22 protein-coding genes are annotated in these 23,077 nt (G+C 39.6%); 16 read left to right on the top strand and 6 right to left on the bottom strand.

Translation table 11 applies throughout. The annotated features are described in order from the left end of the window. Positions 1-15: 15 nt before the first annotated feature. Positions 16-900: a bestrophin family protein gene (locus tag BM375_RS00705; protein ID WP_093363248.1), complete on the bottom strand. Its 885-nt coding sequence runs from the start codon at positions 898-900 to the stop codon at positions 16-18. Positions 901-953: 53 nt separating this feature from the next. On the opposite strand from BM375_RS00705, the gene BM375_RS00700 reads away from it, so the two are divergent. Beyond that, positions 954-1,805: a glycoside hydrolase family 25 protein gene (locus BM375_RS00700; protein ID WP_093363247.1), complete on the top strand. Its 852-nt coding sequence runs from the start codon at positions 954-956 to the stop codon at positions 1,803-1,805. A 4-nt stretch (positions 1,806-1,809) separates the two neighbouring features. Here the strand turns inward: BM375_RS00700 and BM375_RS00695 are convergent, their stop codons facing one another. After that, positions 1,810-3,135 (bottom strand): hemolysin family protein, encoded by a 1,326-nt coding sequence (locus tag BM375_RS00695; RefSeq protein ID WP_093363246.1) that lies wholly within the window; start codon positions 3,133-3,135, stop codon positions 1,810-1,812. A 256-nt stretch (positions 3,136-3,391) separates the two neighbouring features. On the opposite strand from BM375_RS00695, the gene BM375_RS00690 reads away from it, so the two are divergent. Together BM375_RS00690 and BM375_RS00685 are read left to right on the top strand one after the other, a co-directional pair. Further along, the gene (locus tag BM375_RS00690; protein WP_093363245.1) at positions 3,392-4,504 is read left to right on the top strand and encodes a phosphotransferase enzyme family protein; all 1,113 of its coding nucleotides are present in this window, start codon (positions 3,392-3,394) and stop codon (positions 4,502-4,504) included. 163 nt (positions 4,505-4,667) lie between these two features. Further along, positions 4,668-5,297 carry a carbohydrate-binding family 9-like protein gene (locus BM375_RS00685; RefSeq protein WP_170852547.1) on the top strand — a complete coding sequence of 210 codons (630 nt, stop codon included), beginning with the start codon at positions 4,668-4,670 and terminating at the stop codon, positions 5,295-5,297. A gap of 72 nt (positions 5,298-5,369) precedes the next feature. Here the strand turns inward: BM375_RS00685 and BM375_RS00680 are convergent, their stop codons facing one another. Continuing rightward, positions 5,370-6,233 carry a 1-aminocyclopropane-1-carboxylate deaminase/D-cysteine desulfhydrase gene (locus BM375_RS00680; RefSeq protein WP_093363243.1) on the bottom strand — a complete coding sequence of 288 codons (864 nt, stop codon included), beginning with the start codon at positions 6,231-6,233 and terminating at the stop codon, positions 5,370-5,372. A gap of 49 nt (positions 6,234-6,282) precedes the next feature. Between BM375_RS00680 and BM375_RS00675 the strand changes: the two genes are divergently transcribed. Continuing rightward, on the top strand, positions 6,283-7,323 hold the full coding sequence (locus BM375_RS00675; RefSeq protein ID WP_093363242.1) for an RluA family pseudouridine synthase: 1,041 nt from the start codon (positions 6,283-6,285) through the stop codon (positions 7,321-7,323). Between the two features lie 17 nt (positions 7,324-7,340). Beyond that, complete coding sequence (locus BM375_RS00670) at positions 7,341-8,189, top strand: aminotransferase class IV (RefSeq protein WP_093363241.1); 849 nt, start codon at positions 7,341-7,343, stop codon at positions 8,187-8,189. Between the two features lie 47 nt (positions 8,190-8,236). Here the strand turns inward: BM375_RS00670 and BM375_RS00665 are convergent, their stop codons facing one another. Both BM375_RS00665 and BM375_RS00660 read right to left on the bottom strand, forming a co-directional pair. Beyond that, positions 8,237-8,566: a hypothetical protein gene (locus tag BM375_RS00665; RefSeq protein WP_093363240.1), complete on the bottom strand. Its 330-nt coding sequence runs from the start codon at positions 8,564-8,566 to the stop codon at positions 8,237-8,239. A gap of 10 nt (positions 8,567-8,576) precedes the next feature. After that, the gene (locus tag BM375_RS00660) at positions 8,577-10,496 is read right to left on the bottom strand and encodes an ABC-F family ATP-binding cassette domain-containing protein (RefSeq protein ID WP_093363239.1); all 1,920 of its coding nucleotides are present in this window, start codon (positions 10,494-10,496) and stop codon (positions 8,577-8,579) included. Between the two features lie 102 nt (positions 10,497-10,598). Here BM375_RS00660 and BM375_RS00655 point away from each other — a divergent pair, with 102 nt between their 5' ends. Beyond that, positions 10,599-11,624, top strand: coding sequence for a quinone-dependent dihydroorotate dehydrogenase (locus BM375_RS00655; protein WP_093363238.1), 1,026 nt, complete (start codon positions 10,599-10,601; stop codon positions 11,622-11,624). A 235-nt stretch (positions 11,625-11,859) separates the two neighbouring features. Next, positions 11,860-12,771 (top strand): OmpA family protein, encoded by a 912-nt coding sequence (locus BM375_RS00650; RefSeq protein ID WP_093363237.1) that lies wholly within the window; start codon positions 11,860-11,862, stop codon positions 12,769-12,771. Between the two features lie 79 nt (positions 12,772-12,850). Here BM375_RS00650 and lysS read toward each other — a convergent pair whose 3' ends face one another. Beyond that, the gene (lysS, locus tag BM375_RS00645) at positions 12,851-14,557 is read right to left on the bottom strand and encodes a lysine--tRNA ligase (protein WP_170852546.1); all 1,707 of its coding nucleotides are present in this window, start codon (positions 14,555-14,557) and stop codon (positions 12,851-12,853) included. Between the two features lie 323 nt (positions 14,558-14,880). Here lysS and BM375_RS00640 point away from each other — a divergent pair, with 323 nt between their 5' ends. From BM375_RS00640 to BM375_RS00600, 9 genes are all read left to right on the top strand, one after another. Further along, on the top strand, positions 14,881-15,126 hold the full coding sequence (locus tag BM375_RS00640; protein ID WP_093363236.1) for a type B 50S ribosomal protein L31: 246 nt from the start codon (positions 14,881-14,883) through the stop codon (positions 15,124-15,126). Between the two features lie 81 nt (positions 15,127-15,207). Beyond that, positions 15,208-16,398 carry a putative sugar nucleotidyl transferase gene (locus BM375_RS00635; protein ID WP_093363235.1) on the top strand — a complete coding sequence of 397 codons (1,191 nt, stop codon included), beginning with the start codon at positions 15,208-15,210 and terminating at the stop codon, positions 16,396-16,398. A 95-nt stretch (positions 16,399-16,493) separates the two neighbouring features. Continuing rightward, on the top strand, positions 16,494-17,255 hold the full coding sequence (tpiA, locus tag BM375_RS00630) for a triose-phosphate isomerase (RefSeq protein ID WP_093363234.1): 762 nt from the start codon (positions 16,494-16,496) through the stop codon (positions 17,253-17,255). 123 nt (positions 17,256-17,378) lie between these two features. Beyond that, on the top strand, positions 17,379-18,218 hold the full coding sequence (gene prmA / locus BM375_RS00625) for a 50S ribosomal protein L11 methyltransferase (RefSeq protein WP_093363233.1): 840 nt from the start codon (positions 17,379-17,381) through the stop codon (positions 18,216-18,218). A gap of 3 nt (positions 18,219-18,221) precedes the next feature. Beyond that, positions 18,222-19,592: a Mur ligase family protein gene (locus tag BM375_RS00620; protein WP_093363232.1), complete on the top strand. Its 1,371-nt coding sequence runs from the start codon at positions 18,222-18,224 to the stop codon at positions 19,590-19,592. 70 nt (positions 19,593-19,662) lie between these two features. Continuing rightward, positions 19,663-19,992 carry a helix-turn-helix domain-containing protein gene (locus BM375_RS00615; protein WP_093363231.1) on the top strand — a complete coding sequence of 110 codons (330 nt, stop codon included), beginning with the start codon at positions 19,663-19,665 and terminating at the stop codon, positions 19,990-19,992. Between the two features lie 223 nt (positions 19,993-20,215). Next, positions 20,216-21,028: a hypothetical protein gene (locus BM375_RS00610; RefSeq protein WP_093363230.1), complete on the top strand. Its 813-nt coding sequence runs from the start codon at positions 20,216-20,218 to the stop codon at positions 21,026-21,028. Between the two features lie 215 nt (positions 21,029-21,243). Continuing rightward, positions 21,244-21,831: an RNA polymerase sigma factor gene (locus BM375_RS00605; RefSeq protein ID WP_093363229.1), complete on the top strand. Its 588-nt coding sequence runs from the start codon at positions 21,244-21,246 to the stop codon at positions 21,829-21,831. Between the two features lie 57 nt (positions 21,832-21,888). Then, positions 21,889-22,986, top strand: a complete 1,098-nt coding sequence (locus BM375_RS00600; RefSeq protein WP_093363228.1) for a FecR family protein — start codon at positions 21,889-21,891, stop codon at positions 22,984-22,986. Positions 22,987-23,077: the final 91 nt, after the last annotated feature.

Below are 23,077 nucleotides of genomic sequence, written 5' to 3'. Positions count from 1 at the left end.
TGTTTGTACCAAAGATTAGGGCATCAAGAGTTCCTGCGTATGTTTTTTTATGTTTCTGCTAATTTTATCTATGGGTAGGTCATCGCTGTCTTGCCCAAACGGTTCCTCGATGGATTCGCCGATAATCTCTAACATAGCAAGTACATAAAAGATAAACGGAACAGCTAAAATCACAAAATATCCCATAGAGAAGACATAGCCAAAAGGCAAGGTTACGACGTATGCGATGATAAACTTTTTTATGAATGCACTGTAGCTTAGTGGTATAGGTGTGTTTTTTATTCGTTCGCAGGCTCCGCATACATTCGTGAGGTTTTGAAGTTCATCGTTTAAGATGATGAATTGTTCGCCTGAAATTTTACCCTCTTTATAAAGCTCATTTGTTTTCTTGAAAATGAGTGCGGCCACCTGATTGGGGCCATGTTTTTTTTCGTCCAGCGTTTTCCATTCAGGATGTTCTGTTTCGTCCAACATAAATTTGGTATAATCAGAGCGGAGAAAATCAAAAAGGGTTTCGGCGTATAGCGGTAACGCTTTGCGGTAAAAACTACGTGATACTTTGTCACCCTCTTCCAAAAAGCTATTTAACTTATAGGCTAAGGAACGGCTAATATTGGTTAATGTGCCCCATTGTTTGCGGGCTTCCCACCAGCGGTCGTAAGCTGTATTTGTACGAAATACCAATAATAAAGAAAGTACAAAGCCTAAAAGACTATGTACTATGGTGGTGTTTTTTATCCAGCTTTTCTCGGATAGCTTAAGATATTCGAGTTCCCAATAGGCAATTCCCCAAGAGTAAATGGCAATAAGGACTAGAAAGGGGATAAGTTTCTTAAAGGCTCCTTGTGTTTGGAGCATGATGGTTTTAGAAAACCACTCCTTGGGGTTATAAACATGCATAAAGAAAACAATATATTGTCAATGAAAAATAAAACCGCTATTTTCACCGCAATATGGCAAAATCTGGCAGAACGGTCAAGCGTAGTGTGAAAGTAAGTAAAAATGAACGTACAAAGTACTTAATCTGGAGTATAGCCATTCCGGTTGTTATTCTGTTTATTTTTGGATTGCTCTATTATACGACTGATTTTTCCTATACGTTGAAGAGTTGGTTGTATACCGAGGATGCCGGTGAAGGGCATAGCTCCGGCGAGCATGAGCAGCGCAATGTGGATTTGATGACGAAACACGATAGATACGTGTATGGTATCGATATCTCACAATATCAAGGGGATATAAATTGGATAGAAGTAAATACTATCCATGATAAATTTCCAGTGGATTTCGTGTTTATCCGTTCAACGATGGGGGAGAAAGCAAAGGACAAACGTTTTGCTGAAAATTGGAAAGCTGCTGAAAGCAGAGCAAAGCTTCGTGGTGCTTATCATTATTTTCGTCCGAACGAAAATTCAAAGAAACAAGCGCGAAACTTTATTGCTACGGTGAAGATGAAGCCGGGTGATCTGCCTCCAGTATTGGATATTGAAGAGCGTCCACGACGTCAACCGATGGATTCTCTCAAAGTAGGATTGAAGCGCTGGTTGGATGAGGTGGAGCAACACTATGGTGTCAAGCCTATTTTGTATTCGGGTGATAGTTACTTTACCGATTTCTTGGAAAAAGAGTTTTCGGATTATATACTTTGGATAGCCAATTATAATTTCTGGGTGGATAAGCCCAAAAAACATTGGAACTTTTGGCAGTTTTCAGAACGGGGATTCGTTCGAGGAATTAAAGGTCCTGTAGATTTGAACATGTTCAAAGGTAATATTGAAGAATTGGAGCAGCTAGCCTTGCCGTATTGAAGCATTAATCTTCATTTTCGTTAATCGCATTCTTCGGTTCGTCCAGACTGTTTACCAGTACTTTGTCAATACGGTGCCCATCCATATCCAAAACTTCTAAACGATAGCTTTTGAAGAGGATAAAATCACCTTCGGCAGGTATATGATCCAACGTTAGAAATACCAAGCCGCCTAAAGTGGTAATATTGCTGATTTCTTCTTCTTCCTCTTCTGATAATTTTATGTGGAAAAAGTTGAGGAAGTCCGTCAGCTGCATCATACCATCTGCACTGTAAGACCCATCTTCACGTTTGCGTATTTCCGGTTCTTCATTTTCATCTTCTAAATCGATACCAATAAATACGGAGCGCACAATGTCCTTAGAGGAAACAATTCCTTGAGGAATACCGTATTCATCAATTACAACCGCTAATTGTGCTTTAGCATTTTTAAACCCATTGAGGATAGAATAGGCGTAGCTATTTTCGTTGACAAACATGATAGGCGTTATCAGCTCTTCCAGAACAATAGGCTGATTGTCTATAAGTTTCTTTAGAAAAGATTTGGCTTGGATAACACCTCTAACACGGTCAAAGCTGCCGTCTATAACCGGAAATTCTGTATGATTTGATTGTAGGATAATTGCCTTGTTGGCTTCAAAATCCTTTTGCAGATCCAAACAGTCTATTTCCGAGCGGTGCACCATTAAGTTAATGGCTTTTTTATCACCTAACACCAATAAACGGTCTACAAAATCATGTTCATAATGATCGATAACACCACTGTCCACACCTTCATCCACTAAGGCTTTGATTTCTTCTTCTGTAACAGTGTTTTTGGAAACTTTGATGTTTAATAAGCGTACAATTCCTTCTGTGGATATACTTAGCAACCATACAAATGGCTTGACAATTTTGCTGAGCAGTTGCATAGGTGTAGCAATGAGCATAGCATATCTTTCGGGAATAGCCATACCAACGCGTTTGGGGACAAGTTCACCTATAACCAAAGAAAGGTAGGTGATTGCCAAAACAACAATGACGATTGAAAGCTGCGTGCTGTAAGGGGCAAGGAAAGTTATTTGATTTAATAGTTCTGCTAAATAAGTAGAAATGGTTCCGCCACTAAAAAAACCTGTTAGGATACCGATTAAGGTAATCCCAATCTGGACGGTCGATAGAAACTGATTTGGGTTTTCCTTTAGTTGTAGGGCTGCTTGGGCAGATGTATTGGATCTGTTGGCCGCTGCTTGCAGGCGAGCTTTTCTACTGGATACGATTGCAATTTCGGATGCGGAAAGAATTCCGTTAAGAATAATTAAAGTAAAGATGATAATTATCTCAGTGAGCATATATTTTGGATTGTGTTCTTAAAATTAAGAAATCTTTTCCGATACTTTGTAAGGAAATTGATTATTGTTCTATAGTATAAAAGATTATCATGATAATGGGAAAAAGTGTATCCATTGAGATATTCAAAACATTTTCTTCATATTGATAGCAGAATTGCATGCAATCGTTTGTGTTATTTTGGTATTTTAATTTTACATATTAATTGTAGATATTGCAGTCGAGTAAACATGAATTATGTAGTAATTGAAAGAACTAATGGATGATAATAACAACACTGCAGGGCTAAATGCGGCCAGTCAATTTGATATACAAGGCGAGATTGTAGATGCTAAACGATTTGGGTCTGGGCATATCAATGACACTTTCTGTGTAAGCACAAACACAGAAGATGGTAGAAGTTACCTCTTGCAGCGTATCAACCACCACATTTTTTCGAATGTTGATGGATTGATGAACAATACGAAAATCGTGTTGGACCATCTGAAAGGGAAATTGGCCCATTTGGGTGAAGAGCGTGTAGAAAAGAGTACGCTTACTTTGATTCCGACGAAAGAAGGAAAGCTATATTGCAAAGATGAAGAAGGGAATTATTGGCGGATGTTTTTGTTGATAGAAGATACAAAAAGTTATGATATCGTAGAGACAACAGCACAAGCATATTCCGGAGGACAGGCTTTCGGCGAGTTCCAGAAGCAATTGTCGGACTTGGAAGCCGAGAAATTGGTTGAGATATTGCCGAACTTTCATAATATAGACTTTAGGCTAGGTAATCTGAGAAAAGCAATCGAAAAAGATAGCGTAGGTAGGGTAAAAAGCGTACAGGATATTTTGGATTATATCTTTGACCGAGAGGAACGTATGCGTACAATATTGGACATGGCACAACGCGGTGAACTTCCTTTGCGGATTACGCACAATGATACTAAATTTAATAATGTTCTGTTGGATCAAGAAGACAATGTCCAGTGTGTTATCGACTTAGATACGGTGATGCCGGGCTATGTTGCCTATGATTTTGGCGATGCAATACGTACGATTATCAATTCGGCTGCTGAAGATGAAGCTGACAAGACGAAGATCGTACTGAATATTCCCTTGTTCAAGGCCTATGCGGAAGGTTATTTGAGTGAAGCCAAGGAGTTTTTAACAGAAGCGGAAACAGCATCGTTGTTACATGGCGTGTTTTTATTGCCTTATATGCAGGCCGTACGCTTTTTGACGGATTATCTGGAAGGAGATACTTATTATAAGATCCATTATCCTGAGCATAATCTGGTACGTACGAATGCACAGCTTAAGTTGGTGCAAGAATTAGAAAAGCACGAATCTGAGCTTGTGGAGATATTAGAACAAAGTGTAAATGCGTAAACTTGATGGGGCTGTCTGAAGAGTAGCAAAAACTTAAAAAAACGCGTCATTGCGAGGAAGAATGACAAAGCAATCTGCGTTTTTACCGTCATCAGATTGCTTCGTTCCTCGCAATGACGATAACGGTGGCCTTTTCGGACAGCTCCATGTTATAACCCTTAATATGAAACAGCTAACCGTTCCCAAAATCAATATCAATACCGAGCATTTTGATTATTATACGCTCGGCCAACAATTAAAGAACTTACCCAGCCATAGTATCAGCGAAGTCAATTGGCCGGCAGATTATCCTTATTGCCCATCTGTCAAATTCCAGGCAGCTCATAATGATACTGCCATCTTTTTACATTATACGGTTGAGGAAGAATTTGTCAAAGCACAATTTGTTCGTCCGAATGAATCGGTATGGGAGGATAGTTGTGTAGAGTTTTTTCTTTCGTTTGACAAGCAGCATTATTACAATTTTGAATTTAATGTGCTGGGTACGGGCTTGATAGGCTACGGTACGGAAGTAAAGGCTGAAAGAACACGTTTGTCTGCCGAAGAAATTCTAAAGGTGAAAACGACCACTTCGGTGGTGAATGTAGAGAGTAAAAAATCGTGGAGCATTATTTTAGTTATTCCAACTGAACTTTTAGGCAAAGAACAGCTTTCAGGAACGAAGGCTTACGCGAATTTTTATAAATGCGGCGATGGATTGCCGACACCGCACTTTATCTCTTGGAACAGGATAGAACATCCAACTCCTAATTTCCATTTGCCCACATTTTTTGGGGAAATACAATTCCAATAGAGAAGTTTAATCGGTTAATTGTTTAACTGGTTAATGGATTAATCAGTTAAGCAATTAACCGATTCCCTAACTTTACAAATAACCTAAAAGACCTGTTAACCCACCAGTGTGAATGGTCAAGATCTTTGAACCTTTTGCAAAGTAATCTTTCGAAATCAAATCATGCAAAGCATAATATAGTTTACCGGTATAGGTAGGTTCTATCATGATGCCTGTTTGTTGGCAAAAAGCCTGGATAAAGTTTTGTAGTTCAATATTGCTCTTCGCATAACCTCCGAAGTGATAGTCCAGATGGAGGATAACTTGAAGAGGATCAGCATGTAGTTTTCTTAGCTCTTCGTAGATAAATTCACCACCTTTCAGTACAGGTATGCCGTGTAATTGCATAGCGCTATTTCCCAATGCCAAACCAGCCAAGGTTGTGCCCGTGCCGCAGGCACAGAAGCAATGATTGTATATGCCCTGTATCTCTTCCAACAAATCCTTTACCCCCAAAGCTCCCTTTTCTCCATAACCGCCCTCATCAATGAAATAGGCATCATCTCGATGGCCAAAATGTTTCTCAAATACGGACGGTTTATTTTTATAACTTTCGCGGCCGATGAAGTATAGCTGCATGCCGAAGAGTTTGCAGAGTGCCAAAACTGGATTTTGTACTTCTTCTCCACGAACGAAACCTACTGTTTGAAACCGGAATTTAGCTCCGGCGCAAGCTGTTGCCAGCAAATGGTTCGACCAAGCGCCACCGAACGTCACTAATATGGTTTTGTTAGTCAATCGAGCCTCTTCTAAGGGGTATTTCAGTTTTCTCCACTTATTTCCGGAGATATAAGGATGTATCATATCGTCTCGTTTAACGAACACGCGTACTTCTTTTTCTTGATACAGTGGAAAGTGGATTTCTTCTTCCGGGCTATGGATGTCGAATGCTAACATATTATTTCCAAAGTTAGTAGATTTTAAAGGATTTCAATACTTTTGCGTGATGGCAGAAGAATTAGATTTACAGGAACAGGATGAAAGGGAACTGTTCGAGCATCTCAAGATCGAAGTTGACAAGAAGCAGGCTTTGCTGCGCTTGGATAAGTTCTTGATGAACAGGATAGAAAATACTTCCCGTAATCGAATCCAAAATGCCATCGATGCCGAATCTGTACTGGTTAACGGAAAAATTGTCAAGGCGAGTTATAAAGTGAAGCCACTGGATGTCATCACTGTTGTCTTACCAGACCCACCACGTGATACGGAAGTTTATCCCGAGAATATTCCATTGGATATCGTCTATGAAGATGATGATGTTTTATTGGTCAATAAAGAGGCTGGGATGGTCGTTCACCCGGGATATAACAATTACACCGGTACGTTGGTAAATGCGTTGACCTACCACCTGAATCAGCTGCCTACTTTACCGGGAAACACAGGGAGACCCGGGTTGGTTCACCGTATTGACAAAGACACTTCCGGTTTATTGGTTATTGCCAAGAATGAATGGGCAATGACTTTCTTGGCCAAACAGTTTTTTGACCATACAATAAACCGTAAATACATAGCGTTAGTTTGGGGAGATGTTGCCGAAGATGGTACAGTCTCGGGATATATCGGACGAAGTGTGAAAGACCGACGTGTGATGGATGTATATGATGACCCGGATAAAGGGAAGTGGTCCGTTACGCATTATAAGGTGTTGGAACGGTTGAATTATGTAACTTTATTGGAGTGTCAACTGGAGACAGGTCGTACGCATCAGATTCGTGCACACATGAAATCCATTGGTCATCCGTTGTTTTCGGACGAGGCTTATGGCGGAGATAAAATACGGAAGGGAACTGTATTCGCGAAATATAAACAGTTTGTACAGAATTGTTTTGATATTCTACCTCGTCAAGCACTTCATGCTCAATCTTTAGGATTTGTACACCCACGTACAAAAGAGATGATGTATTTCGAGACGCCATTGACCGATGATTTCGTACAGGTTCTGGAAAAATGGCGAAGCTATTCTTCTGCTGAAGGATTAGGTATTTAATTTTTTGATATTACTTTATGCACTATATAAATGTGAATGGGCAGATTGTGCCCGAAAACGAACGAATTGCTACTGTAGATAACCGAGCTTTCCGCTATGGTGATGGTATTTTTGAAACCATGCTTTGGAAAGACGGTGATATTCGCTTTCTGGATTTTCATGTCGAGCGTTTGCAAAAAGGTTTGCAGTTACTGCATTTTGAAGAAGCAACTAAATTTGACGCTTTCTTTATTCGTTCGAAAGTGGAAGAGCTGATACGAAAGAACAATATGATAGGGCAGTCGGTAAGGGTGCGTTTGATTGTGTTTCGTGATGGTGGCGGATTGTATGCTCCTGAAACCAATAAACCGGCTTACACTTTGCAGGTTGATCGTCTGCCTATATCCATTCGTGATAAAAAACTGGGGCTGATTGTTGATGTCTATACAGAGTTTAAGAAGCCATATAGTGACCTATCACAGTTGAAATCCAACAATGCCCTGATTTTTGTTATGGCTGGACTTTTTAAGAAAAAATTTGCCTATGATGAGGTTTTCCTGTTGAATCAGGAAGGTAATCTTTGTGAAGCTTTGACTTCTAATATTTTTGTGTACTATGATAAGACCCTGTACACTCCGGCTTTGTCGGAAGGCTGTGTTGAAGGTGTGATGCGTAGGGTAGTGATGGATATGGCGGCTGATGAACAAATTCCTGTTGTCGAAGCGCAGATTAGCCCAGAGATTATGAAACAGGCAGATGAAATTTTCTGTACAAATGCTGTTCAGGGAGTTCAATGGGTGATGGGCTACAAACAAAAGCGCTATTTCAATAAGATTTCACGCATTTTACAGGATAAGCTTATTTCATGGAGCTATGGAGAGGATTAGTAATAAAATTGGAGCGGCCTAGGCCGCTCCAATTTTATTATATTTAGTTATGCTTGTTTCCCGCCGAATGTAACCATAACCATACCGGTTACGATGACCAGCGAGCCCAATATCTGCATCCATGAGAGGGGCTGTTTGAAAACTAATGCCATTGCTAACTGTACGGTTAGAAATGTACCTCCAGAACATAAAGCAATCACGATAGGTTGCGGTACAGTTTTGAAAAGTTGTACCAAAAACCAGCTCGCAGATAGCAGAATAATGTTGCCACCGATGAGGGTAAGCCATTGGTATTTGGGGTGGATTCCTCCGTATTTAAATAGGATGCTGGACAAAATCTGACATGCCCAAAAAGTGACAAAATATAAAATTTTCATTTTGTATGTATTAGGATTCTTCCAGCTCCATGATTTCTTCTGCCAATTGTTCCCAAGCTTCTTGCAGTTGCTCATATTCCGCTTTTGTCGAATTGTAAGAACGTGTGGCTTCTTGAAGCTTTTGTGGGTCGGAATATACAGTTTCCTCTGCTAGATGTGCTTCTAACTCTTTTACCTCTTTTTCCTTATCAGCTATTTTTTGCTCTAAGGTCTGCAATTCTTTATTTTTCTTTTGAAGCGCACGTTGCCTATCTTCCGGTGGCACAACTTTTTCTTTTTTCGGCGTCTCTTTGACGGTTTTCTTCTCTGGTTTATCGTTTTGTTTTGTTACCGTACGTTTTGCATTCCACTCTTCATATTCTTCATATGTCCCCGGATATTCTTTAATCTGTTTGTCTTCGATAAACCATATCTTGTTGGCGACATGATCCAGAAAATAACGATCGTGAGAAACTACGATAAAGGTTCCTTCGTATTGTTGCAACGCCTGGATGAGGATGTTTACGGAAGCCATATCCAAATGGTTGGTAGGCTCATCGAGTACTAAAAAATTAGCGTCGGCTGTTAAGGCTTTTGCTAAAGCTACACGGGATTTTTCCCCACCTGACAGCACTTTTATCTTTTTGAACACGTCATCGCCTGTGAATAGGAAACAACCCAAAATAGAGCGGATTTCAGTTTCGGTATGTTTAGGTGCAAAAGCTATCAATTCTTGTAGGATGCTGTTTTCAAGATGCAGGGCTTCCAATTGGTGCTGTGCAAAGAAGGTTTGCGACACATTATGTCCTTTGGTGCTTTTTCCAATGTATTCTTTATCGGCATCTGCAACGATGCGTAGTAATGTCGATTTACCTTTCCCGTTTGCTCCGATGAGCGCAATCTTATCACCTTTCTCAATCAGGGCATCCGTATCCTTAAGGATCTCAAGGTTGGGATAAGACTTTGAGATATTTTCCAGAGTCACGACATGTCGTCCAGAAGGTTTGGAAAACTTAAAGCTAAAGTTTACTTCGGGATTATCATCATCAACGGCGTCGACTTTCTCCATGCGATCCAAAGCTTTGATGCGTGACTGTACCATTTTGGCCTTGCTTGCTTTTGAACGGAAGCGTTCGATCAGGCGTTCTTCTTGTTTGATTTTTGCCTGCTGGTTTTTGAACTGATTGCCCTGTATCTCTTCGCGGAGCGACTTTTCTTCCAAATAGTAAGAGTAGTTACCAGCGTACACTGTAAGCTTTCCCTTGCGTGACTCAACAGTTTTATTGATAATGCGATCTAGAAAATATCGGTCATGGGATACGATAACGATAGAACCATCGAATGCTTGGAGATAGTTTTCCAACCATTTGATGGATGGTAGATCTAAGTGGTTGGTAGGCTCATCCAATAAGAGAATGTCTGGCGCTTGCAACAGGATTCGGGCAAGCATCACACGCATCCGCCAACCACCGGAGAATGTCGCCAGAGGGCGTCGTTGTTCTTCCTCAGAGAAGCCCAATCCGGCAAGGATTTCATGTGCGCGAAATTCGATATTATAGCCATCTAAGGCCTCAAATTCCATCTGCTTGTCACTCAGTTTATTCAGGATATCGTCTGAATAGTCGGTTTCGAGTTTTTTTAGAAGCGTTTCGATTTCAGCATGAAGTTGGTTTTGGCGCTCAAATGCTTCCATAGCAACATGCACAATATTCTTCTCGGAATGGTAAGAGAGTAAGTCTTGGTTAAGATAACCGATCTTAAGGTCTTTAGCCATGGAGATGCTGCCTTCGGTAGGGGAATACTCGCCCACGATAAGCTTAAGCAAGGTAGATTTCCCTGCACCATTCGCTCCAATTAATCCGGCTTTATCACCGGGCTTAATATGCCAGTTCGCCTCCTCATACAATGCCCTTGAGCCAATCTCGAAAGTTAAATTATTTATAGATATCATTTCGCTACAAAAGTAGTAATTTTTTAGTTGTCCGTTGGCAGGGAATAGTTGTGGCTTCTAACTTCATTTTGACTTTTGACATTTTAATTTTTACTTTGCACTATGTATACATTAGTCAAACCTTTATTCTTTACGATGAACCCCGAAACTGCTCACCACAATGTGACAGGTGGCTTGCGCCGTTTCAATAAAATATGGGGTGCCAAGTCCTTGCTGCGATCTATTTATTCCGTGGATGATCCACGCTTGGAGCGGGAAGTTTTTGGACTGAAATTCAAGAATCCGGTAGGATTGGCGGCGGGATTTGATAAAAATGCAGAGTATATCGAGGATATGGCTAACCTTGGTTTTGGTTTTATCGAAATCGGTACGGTGACTCCACGTCCACAACCGGGTAATGATAAACCGCGAATGTTCCGTTTGGTGAAGGACGAAGCACTGATTAACCGCATGGGGTTTAATAATCAAGGGGCAGAAGTAGCAGCGGCACGATTGAAAAATATTAAGGATAAAAAAGGTCTTATCATTGGGGGAAATATCGGTAAAAATAAAGTAACACCAAATGAGGAAGCGGTCAATGATTATATTGCTTGCTTCAATGCCTTGTTTGAATATGTTGACTATTTTGTGGTGAATGTGAGTTCTCCTAATACGCCTGGCTTGCGTGATTTGCAGGAAAAAGAACCATTGAAGAAGATATTGAATACCTTACAAGACTTAAATCATACCAAGCATATTCAACGCCCTATCTTGTTGAAAATAGCTCCGGATTTGACTGATTCACAACTGGATGATATTGTAGAGATTGTGCAGGAAACACAAATTGCGGGTGTTATTGCGACGAATACAACTATATCCCGGGAAGGATTGCAAAGTGACGCGGCTTTGGTCAATGAAATGGGAGGAGTGAGTGGTAAGCCGTTGACCAAACGCTCTACCGAGGTGATTCGTTATCTTTCGGAAAAGTCTAATCGCTCTTTTCCTATCATAGGCGTTGGAGGTATCCACTCCGCAGCGGATGCATTGGAGAAATTGGATGCAGGGGCGAGCTTAGTGCAGGTGTATACTGGTTTTATTTATGAGGGACCTGCATTGGTTAGCCAGATTTGTAAAGGTTTATTGAAATAAGTTGATGGAGATGATGAAAGGGAATATTTTGATGGCTTTATTATAACTGCAATCGAAATGTCTGCTCAAAAGTCCGTTCAAGTCCGTGCAAGTCTGCTGAAGTCCGTTCAAAGTCTGGTTTAACAAGTATTTAACCTAGGTTTAACACGTTTACAATAAGTCTAATAAGCCGTGCCACATAAAAAGGCACGGCTTTTGTTATTTCATGTAAAGAAACATTAAAAAAAACAGGATTATGATAAGTAAAAAGATAATCATGATGGGCGTTATTGCTACTGGTCTACTTCTTTCGGGTTGTGTTGGTAAAAAGAAATACGCCGCTCTTCAAACACAGCACCAAGATTTAGCTGAACTTTATCAAAAAGGGCAAATGGAACTAACGGAGAGCCGAGCTCGTGTGAAAAGCCTGGAAGACCAATTGGAACAAGAGCGTAAGAACAACGCTTCGCTTAAAGAAGCTTTAGCGCGTTTGCAAGGGTCGCTGGACAATAGTATTAATCAGAATACCCAAGGTAATGCCAATATTTCCAAGTTGGTGGATGAGATCAATGCCTCTAACAAATACATTCAGCACTTGGTGAACACGAAAAATAAAAGTGATTCCCTTAATATGGTGTTGACCAATAACTTGACTCGTTCCTTGAGCAGAGAGGAAATGCGTGATGTCGATGTACAGGTGTTGAAAGGTGTTGTTTATATCTCTTTATCGGATAATATGCTTTATAAATCTGGAAGTTACGAGATTTCAGATAGAGCGGGAGAGACATTGGGTAAAATTGCTAAAATTATCATGGATTACAGAGATTATGAGGTATTAATTGAAGGTAATACGGATACCGATCCGATCTCAAAACAAAATATCAGGAACAACTGGGATTTGAGTGCATTGCGTGCCTCATCGGTTGTGCAGGCTCTACAGAATCAATATGGTGTTGATCCGAAGCGCTTAACAGCAGGTGGTCGAGGTGAATATAACCCTATCGCGGAGAACAATACTGCTGAAGGAAAAGCACGGAACCGTCGTACGCAGATTATTATTACGCCTAAACTGGATCAATTTATGGAATTGATTGATAAGGCACCAGAGTCGTCGACAGATACTCCTGCAGAAGCAGGGGCAACGGGCAACAGAAATATGGGTTGGTAACCGATCCTTAAGACACATAAAAATAAGAACGGCGATTGATTATCAATCGCCGTTCTTATTTTTATGTTTAGTGTGTTGTTTATTTTTTCACGATAAACTTATTGTCTCCATCGACAATAATATCAATCAACCCTTTTTGGCGTAGACCTTTTGTTGCTGTATCCCATTTTTTTCCGCTTAAGCCAGATTTCTCTTTAGCATCAGCTAAAGTCTGTTGCTCTTCGGATAAGATAGCCAATACAGCTTTTTCTTCTTCGTTTAATTCTACTACGATTTCTTTTTTCTCTGGGCGCATTTGCGGAAAGAAAAGAACTTCTTGGATAGATGCATTGTTGGTCAAGAACATAATCAAACGGTCCATTCCAATTCCCAAGCCAGATGTTGGTGGCATACCATATTCCAGGGATCTCAAGAAATCCTGATCGATAAACATGGCTTCGTCATCGCCTTTTTCTGAGAGACGTAACTGATGCTCAAAACGCTCGCGTTGATCGATAGGGTCGTTTAATTCGGAATAAGCATTTGCTATTTCTTTTCCGCATACCATTAATTCAAAGCGCTCGGTTAGTTCCGGGTTGTCACGGTGCTTTTTGGTCAAAGGTGACATCTCGATCGGGTAGTCGGTGATAAATGTTGGCTGTATATAGTTTCCTTCACATTTTTCTCCGAATATTTCATCAATCAGTTTGCCTTTGCCCATAGTGTCATCAACAGCGATCCCCATTCCTTTGGCTGCTTTGCGGATTTCTTCTTCTGTTTTTCCAGTGATATCAAAACCAGTGAAATGTTTGATGGACTCTGCCATTGTCACACGAGGGTATGGTGCTTTGAAATCAATGTGGTGCTCGCCAAAAGTAGCTTTTGTTGTTCCGTTTACGGCGATGGCGCAATGTTCCAGCAAGCGTTCGGTAAAGTCCATCATCCAGTTGTAGTCTTTATAAGCTACATAAATCTCCATGGCGGTAAACTCTGGATTATGTGTGCGGTCCATACCTTCGTTACGAAAGTTTTTAGAGAACTCGTATACACCCTCAAATCCCCCAACGATAAGGCGCTTTAAATATAGCTCGTTAGCAATACGTAAGTATAATGGGATATCCAATGCGTTATGGTGTGTGATAAACGGACGTGCGGCTGCTCCACCTGGAATTGCCTGCAATACCGGTGTTTCCACTTCCATATAACCTGCATTATTGAAAAACTCACGCATGGCATTGAACATACGGGTGCGTTTGATGAAGATATCGCGGTTTTGCGGATTAACAATCAAATCCACATAACGCATACGGTAACGCTGCTCCGGATCTGTAAACGCATCAAATACTTTGCCTTCAGCTTCTTTAACAATTGGGAGTGGACGCAAGGATTTTGTTAACAGTGTCAGTTGCTCGACATGGATAGAGATTTCACCAGTTTGGGTTGTGAATACATAACCTTCTACACCAACGATATCACCGATGTCTAATAGCTTTTTGAAAACAGTATTATAAAGGGTTTTGTCTTCTCCCGGACAGATATCGTCACGTTTTACATAAGCCTGAATACGGCCTGTGGCATCCTGAAGCTCCATGAAAGAAGCGTTGCCCATCACCCGACGGCTCATGATACGTCCTGCAATGCGGATATTCTTATAATTGAGTTTGTCTCTTTCGTAGTTTTCAAAGATGTCAGCTGCAGTAACGTTCACCTTAAACTCATCAGCAGGATAGGGGTTTATTCCTAAATCGATGATGGCTTGGAGGTTTAGCCTGCGCTGTTGTTCCTGTTCAGATAATGCAATACTCATGTTTTTATCTTAATTTCAAATGGTCAGCAAAATTAGCAAAAAGATAATAGAAAGTTGTGTTTTTTATTCTCATGTTTGTTGAGGGATAAGGTATGCTGATTTTTTATAAACAAAAGGCTAATATATTAATTGTTGCTGCTCCTAAAACGAAATCTAAAGTTTGGGATATGTGTAAATATTATCTATTTTTGCACCGCTGGGAATTTTTAAGATTTCAAGTGAAAGTAATTAACAGGTGTGGGTAATTATTTTTTTGCTTTTACGGAAAGAATAAATTATCTTTGCACCTCAATTGTTGAAATAATACGTAATCATAAGATAAAATGAAAAAAGATTTGCATCCGTCAAACTACAGATTAGTTGTTTTCAAAGATATGTCAAATGACTATGCTTTCTTAACTAAGTCGTGTGTAGACACTAAAGAAACTATTACTTGGGAAGATGGTAATGAATATCCATTGGTGAAATTGGAGATTTCTCACACTTCACACCCATTCTACACTGGTAAAATGAAATTGGTTGATACTGCAGGACGTATCGACAAATTCCGTAGCCGTTACAGCAAATAGTAACAGCCCGGCAGAAAAAATAACTGCGAATATCCCGATGAGATTCTTCTTGTCGGGATTTTTTTGTGTAAATTTATCGGTATGAGGTTAGCAATAGTATTACACGATCGAGCTGAATGGCGCGAACATCTATTACCGATGGCTTTCACCCGGCCTGTGGGTGATTTTCGTTTAGGCGTGCTTACGCTTCAGCAAAAATGGCAGCTATCGCTGGATGCTCCGGTGAGTTTTTATACTGAGCCCTATCTGCAAGATAAGTATCGAGGTCACGCTGATGCAGAGGAATATTTAGTTTTGCGAGCGAATATTTGTCCGACAGCAGAACTGGTGGAGTCACTTCGCGGATTAGCGGAAGAAAGCCTTTTGGAGAAAGACGGCAATTGGATTGCTTATCGGGTTAAGAATTGGACAACCGAACCAGATAGAAGTGCTCTAAATGTCTGTAATTTTGAAGGAGAAGTGCCGTGTTTGCGATTTTTGGAGGATATTTTTCTTCAAAATGCTTCGCAGATAGTTTTCGACTATGATTTGCTTACACAAGGACAGCCTTCTGCCCAATTGCATGATTCAAATACGATCATTGGTGATAAACTTTTTGTGGGCGACAATATACAGGCTTATGGTTGTACATTCAATACCTTGGATGGACCTATCTATATTGCGAACAATGCTCAATTGGAACAGGGGTGCCATCTTCGTGGTCCGATAGCAATCGGAGAAGGTGCTCGAGTGAAAATGGGAGCCAAGCTCTATCCAAATGTCAGTATAGGCCCAAAATCGACAGTATCGGGTGAGGTTAACAACACGGTGATGTGGGCTAACAGTGCAAAAGGACATGATGGATATTTAGGTTGTGCCGTTATCGGGGAAGGATGTAATATTGGTGCGGGAACAAGTAATTCTAATTTATTGAACAATTGGAAGACCATTAAGCTTTATGATTATAAATTTAATAATTGGCGTAAAACAAACCGTTATAAAGTAGGTGTGTTCATGGGCGATTTTGCAATGTGTGGCATTAATTCGTCAATTAGCACAGGTGCTGTTATTGGTGTAGGTGTACAGGTGGCTACTTCAAATATTATTCCTAAGTTTGTGCGGGATTTCTCATGGCTGACAGATGCGAAGCATGAGACGTATGTCTGGAATAAATTTGAAAATATGCTAAAAGAAAGGGCGATCGTCATTAAGGAGCCTCTTGAAGAGAAGGATCTCCGCATTTTATGGGAGGTGTTCTGTTTAACAAGGCGAGATGAATTCTCACAGGCGTAAATCATTCCGCAATTTTGAAACAATATGAAAGAGTAATTGTTCTGTACGGACAATATCCATTTTGATTAACAACAATATATTAACAAATAAAAACAATGAGAAAAAATATCGTAGCAGGTAACTGGAAAATGAATTTGGATTATGAGCAAGGTGTAAGCTTATTCTCAGAAATCGTAAACATGGTAAAAGATGAAGTGGTTGGCAATCAAGAGGTGATTGTTTGTAGCCCGGCTATTCATTTGTACAGTATTGGTAAATTGGCTACAGGTAAGGTGTCGACAGGCGCACAAAATATTCACCAAGCAGAATCCGGTGCATATACTGGGGAGATTTCGGCTGCACAGGTGAAATCTGTTGGGGCAGAATATGTTATTTTAGGTCATTCTGAGCGCCGTGCTTATTTTGGTGAAACAGATGCATTATTGGCTGAAAAAGTAAATACTACGTTAAAACATGGTTTGAAACCAATTTTCTGTATCGGTGAGACGAAAGAAGAAAGGGAAGAGGGGCGTTTCTTTGACGTTATTAAAGAGCAATTGGAAAAAGGTGTGTTCCATCTTTCAGCAGAGGAATTTGCTAGCGTTGTGTTGGCTTATGAACCAGTCTGGGCTATTGGAACAGGTTTAACAGCTACGCCAGAACAGGCACAAGAAGTCCACGCTTTTATTCGTCAAAGCATTGCAGCGAAGTATTCTGCTGAAACGGCAGAGAATACAACTATTCTTTACGGAGGAAGCTGTAATCCTAAAAATGCGGATGAATTATTTTCGCAAGCTGATATTGATGGAGGACTTATCGGAGGAGCATCGTTGAAATCACGTGACTTCTTAGATATCGTAAAAGTTTTTAACGCTTAATCATACATACAATTTTGTTGTGATTGAACGCTATTTTGCCGGACTTCGACTACGCTCAGCCTGACAAAATAGCGTTCATCTGAATACGACAGTATTGTAAATAAGTTTTAATATTGATTCTGAATGAAATACTCTTCAGTTAAATTTATTCTTTCCGGAGCGGAAGACTGGCAGAAGGATCTATTGATAGATGCTTTGGGGGAAATAGGTTTTGATACTTTCGAGGAAGGTGAAGAAGGCTTTACCGCTTATATCCCTGCAATAAACCTTGATATACAAGGTTTGGAAACCGTGCTTTTGCATCATACGGAAGGTTTTGATGTGTCCTATGAAACGAAAGATTTGGAGGATCAAAACTGGAACAAATTATGGGAGAGCAATTTCCAGCCAATAACGGTTAACGATCAGTGTTATGTACGTGCTACCTTCCACGAAGGACGTACGGACGTACCTTATGAGATCGTTATCGATCCGAAAATGTCTTTCGGTACCGGACATCACCAGACGACATCTATGATGTTAGCATATGTTTTGGAAAACGATTTCCAGGACAAAAACGTGTTGGATATGGGGTGTGGAACTGGCATCTTAGCTATATTAGCAAGTAAAAAAGGAGCAAAAGAGGTATTGGCGGTTGATTATGATGATATTTGCGTAGCTAGTGTAGAGGAAAATAAAGTACTGAACCAGATTACCAATATTGTTTCTGATTTGGGGTCGAAAGAGGTGTTGCAAGGCAAATCGTTTGACGTTATTTTGGCAAATATCAACCGTAATATCCTGCTGGACCAACTGGATCAATATAGTGCATGTTTAGAAAAGGGAGGCGAATTGTATGTGAGTGGGTTTTATGATGGGGAAGACCTAGACATCTTGACGTCGAAGGCTACGGAGGTAGGTTTTTCCTTTGTCGGCAAAAAAGTGACGGACAAATGGTGTTCTGCTAAGTATCTTAAAAGCTGATATATGCGCATTCATTTTATAGCCATAGGTGGTGCAGTCATGCACAATTTAGCCATCTCTCTGGCTGAGCAGGGACATCAGGTTTCTGGATCTGATGATCAGATTGTAGAGCCATCTAAGTCGAAATTGGCGAAGGCAGGTTTGCTTCCTGAGAAATTGGGATGGTTTCCTGATAAGATTACAGAAGATATTGATGCTGTTATCTTGGGAATGCATGCTGACGCCGACAATACTGAACTGTTGAAAGCTCAAGAAATGAATCTGAAGATCTATTCTTTTCCTGAATTCATTTATGAGCAAAGTATTGATAAAACACGTGTGGTTATTGCAGGGACATATGGCAAAACAACCATCATGAGCATGGTTATGCATGTGTTGAAAAAATTAAACCGAGAGTTTGATTACCTTGTGGGGGCACAATTAGAAGGTTTTGATTCCTTGGTTAAGTTAACACCTCATAACCGTTTTATCTTAATTGAAGGGGATGAATATTATGCTTCACCAATTGACCACCGTTCTAAATTTCACTTGTATAATCCGAATATAGCCCTCATAAGTGGTATAGAATGGAAGGAAAACCAACATAATATCACGAAAGAAGCTTATCTTGAGCAGTTTGAGAAATTTATCAAAACCATTAGTGACAAAGGAACTTTAATCTACAATAAGGATAATGAGACTTTGAAAGCGGTGGTGGAACGTACATCAGACTGTAAAATCAATCGTCATGGTTATAAACTCCCGGAGTATTCTATCAACAAAGGTGTGACTTATTTGCATTCTGGTGAAGATCGCATTCCATTGCAGGTTTTTGGAAAACTGAATCTTTCTAATATTGCTGGAGCATATACAGTATGCGAATGGTTAGGGGTAAAGCGTGCAGATTTCTATGAGGCAATAAGGGATTTCAAAAGTTCTATCCGATATCTGGAATTTGTAGCCAGTGATAATGAGAGTGTTGTTTATCAAGATTTTGCTTATTCCGCGTATAAACTTCGGACAAGTATTTATGCTATTAAAGAACAATTTCCTGGTCAAGCTTTGATGACTGTTGTGGAGCTGAATCCTTATGATGTCATGGATAGCAACTTTTTATCTTCTTATGAACAAAGTATGGAAGCTAGTGATTATGCAGTTGTTCTGGTGAATCAGGATTCTATAAAAGATAATAGTGTTTCCCTGAAACATATAGAGGAACAGGTTAAGGAAGTTTTTAAGCATCCTAATTGTGTCTTGATAACAGAAATTGTACAGTTGGAGCAGTATTTACTTAAATTCAAATCATTAGGTTTTAATCTCCTTTTTATGATTTCTCCTAATCATAACAGTATTAATATACATGATTTAGCAGATAAGTTTTTAAGAAATAATTAATGTTGTTGTTAATTGCCATTTTTCTTGTAACAAATTTTTGTTATTTTTGATTTTGGAAAACATATTACCCATGAATACATTAGGAAAAAAAATTCGTTTATTAAGACACCAAAAGGGATGGAGTCAAGAAGATGTAGCTAAAAGGTTAGATATATCCATTCCCGCATTTTCAAAAATAGAAACTGGTATCACCGATGTGAACCTTTCTCGACTAAATCAAATTTCAAAATTGTTTGGACTTTCATTGGTCCAATTATTGTCTGTGACAGATGCTGAAGAGGAAAAACAAGTGCAGGATGAAATAGCGGAGTTGACGAAAAAGCTTCAGGATAGGGAAACTGAAATAATTGAACTACAGAAAAAAGTAATTGATCTATACGAGCAATTACATAAGAAATAGACCATTTTTGATGGTTAAGGAAGACAGGTTGCAATGCATTGCAACCTGTCTTTTTTTGTTTTCTCAAAAACAATTCTTACCTATAAATATTACGCAAACGATTGTTTATCTATTTGGCAATAAGTTTATTACTTCTCTATATATTGATGTTTTGTTTATCTTATATAATTTGTTATTATTGTTTTACATCTTAAATAACAGATTATAAAACTCATCCTTTATTATGCGTAAGATTTTATTTTTATTCTTTGTTGGATGGTTTATTTCAGGGTATGTATTTGCACAGAAAGTATCCGAAGTTGAGCTGTCTATTTTAGCTACCCGGAGTTGGATAAGGTTGGAATTGTCTGAAAACAATTCTTTGCCGAAAGGGAGTAAGTTATATTGGTCAACCAGCAAGCGTAAGCCCCAACAAGCCAATTATCAAACCGTTGCAGATGTCAAACGCTACTATATACAGGACATTGAACCCGAGACGTATTACCATATTTGGCTAGAATTGCCATCAGGGGAGGTGATAAAAAGAAAGGTGTATTCTACGAAAGAGTGGGATCTGGAACCTGTAGATTTGCAGGAGGCTGCATCTAACCCAAGCTCTAAAGCTGTTCCCCCGGGCATGGAGATTTATTGGCAAGATGAGTTTAATGATGAACTGTTGAACCTCAATAAGTGGACCACCAACTATTTTTCTTCGCTCAATTATTTGAACAAAGAGTCTCTACAGGAAATGTTGACCGATAAATTACCTCAACCGGCGTATACGATGAGTGGGCAATATATCAATCTTTATGTGAACGACACGATTCCTGATAGACTATACACTAAGACAGGAACTCAAAAGATTTCGTCTATACAGACTTATGATTGGCGGAAAAATGAGAATTTGCTGGACAATAGTCGTGGCGGATATTTTGAGGTAAAAGTGAGACGGAATAGTAAGGGCAATCCAAAGGGGCTGAATACAGCCTTTTGGTTTGATGCCATCAGGCCATACACATCGCTATGCTTATATTCCAAAAGGCGAGAAAGGAAATAATTTTCCATTAATTGTCAACGGAAATCGTGACGTGATGGATTTGTCGGTGACAGGTAAGTCGATAGAAGTGATTATCAAGGATATGTCTGGGAAAATTAAAGAGCAGTTTACGTTTTAGTTTGCTCATCGCTATTTAGAAGAGTACCTCTTGCTATTTATTTTTCTTGCGAATTGTATATTTTTACTATCTTGGCGAGCATAAACCGTTATGTCTTATGGGGAGTCCGTCAATTATTGATGATAAAGAATTGTTGCAGATGTTGCTGAAAGGTGACAGAGAAGCTTTTCAGCAGCTTTATCAGCAGTATTATGCTACTCTTTATCTCCATGCTTATCAGAAATTAAAGGATCGTGAAGCGGCTAAAGATATCGTACACGATTTGTTTGCAAATATTTGGCAGAAAAGTGAATCGCTCCGTATAACCGATAAAATATCCTCTTATCTGTATGCTAGTATACGCAATAGAGTTATTGATTATATTGCAAAAGAACAATCCAAATCTCATTATTTAGAATCACTTGTGGGGCATATAGAAATCGGGCAAGCCAATACGGATTACCTATTGCGTGAAAAAATGCTGCAAGAACAAATTGAAAATGTCTTGAAGACGCTTTCTCCGAGAGTTCGGGAAGTTTTTGAACTCAGTAGAAAAAGTTACCTCAATCATAAGGAAATTTCCCAGAAGCTTGATCTTTCTGAACAAAGTGTCCGAAGCTATATTAAAGATGCACTACGGGTATTACGCATGCGGTTAAGTGCCTTTCCTTGGGTTCTTTTTATCCTATTCTGTAAATATTTTTAATTTTTTACCCCCCCCCTAAGCCATAGTTGTCCGTCATATATATGATTAAACATAATTATGAGGGAAAACCAACAACTGAGGGCTAAAGCTCTTTTAAAGAAATATCTGGAAGGTAATTGCACTGAGCAGGAAAAAGTTTGGGTAGAAGAATGGTATCTGACTTTACAGGAAGATGTCCAAGAAATACAAGATGAAGAAGCTATAACCGATCTGTCAGTTTTAAAAGATAGATTAGCCGAGATACCGAAACGCAAAATTGTTCCGATAACGTATATACGTTCTATTGCTGCCGCTGTTCTATTGTTATTAACAGTGGGGGTACTCTGGACTAAAAAAGTGACAGATAATAGCCAGATAGTGGATGTCTCTCAAGTGCAAGATATTTTACCTGGCAGTAATAAAGCTACGCTTACATTGGAGGGTGAAGAAGGAATTGAATTGAGCGGTCAGCAAGATGGTTTGATAACGGATGGGACTGCTATCATGTATCCCGATGGTACAACTATCAAACAAGTTGAAAATGTTAAAATGGCAACCCTTTCCACACCTATAGCAGGTCAATATCAGCTTACTTTGCCCGACGGGACCAAAGCTTGGCTTAATGCACAATCCTCCATTCGTTATCCAACGACATTTATTGGTGCTGAACGTCTTGTTAGCGTAACTGGAGAGGTGTATTTTGAAGTTGCCAGGAATACTAAACAGCCTTTCATCGTTCGGAGTGACCGCCAAGAAATTAAGGTATTGGGAACAAGTTTTAATATCAATGCTTATGATGGACAAGTGCTTACTACTTTAACAGAAGGTAGTTTGCAAGTAAACGCGATTGATACAGAGCATAGAGTTATACTTATACCTGGTCAACAGGCTAGCGTGAGCGATGCAAAATCAATCATAGTGAAAAAAGTTGATATAGAAGAAGTTTCATCATGGAAAGAAGGGCTTTATATCATTAATGACGAGCAGTTAAATCATTACGCTAAGAAGATTGAACGTTGGTATGATGTGGAAATAGATATGAAAAAACACGGTAATAAACATTTGTCTGCCATTATACCACGTGATGCTAAGCTTTCTGAAGTGTTACAGGCTATAACATTAAAAACAGGTGTGGAATTCAAAGTTGAAGGAAGGAGGGTCGCGGCAGAAGAATAAAGAAATAAACCTAATTTGCTGTTCGACAAAAAGAACTGCCGAGGCGCTCGCAACACCCCGGACAGTATGTCGGCTTGCAATTTTGAGAAGT

Source organism: Sphingobacterium wenxiniae (genome assembly GCF_900116225.1).
Classification (GTDB): Bacteria; Bacteroidota; Bacteroidia; order Sphingobacteriales; family Sphingobacteriaceae; genus Sphingobacterium; species Sphingobacterium wenxiniae.
The sequence above is the reverse complement of the archived record's forward strand: the minus strand, read 5'-3'. Positions and strand labels throughout refer to the sequence as shown.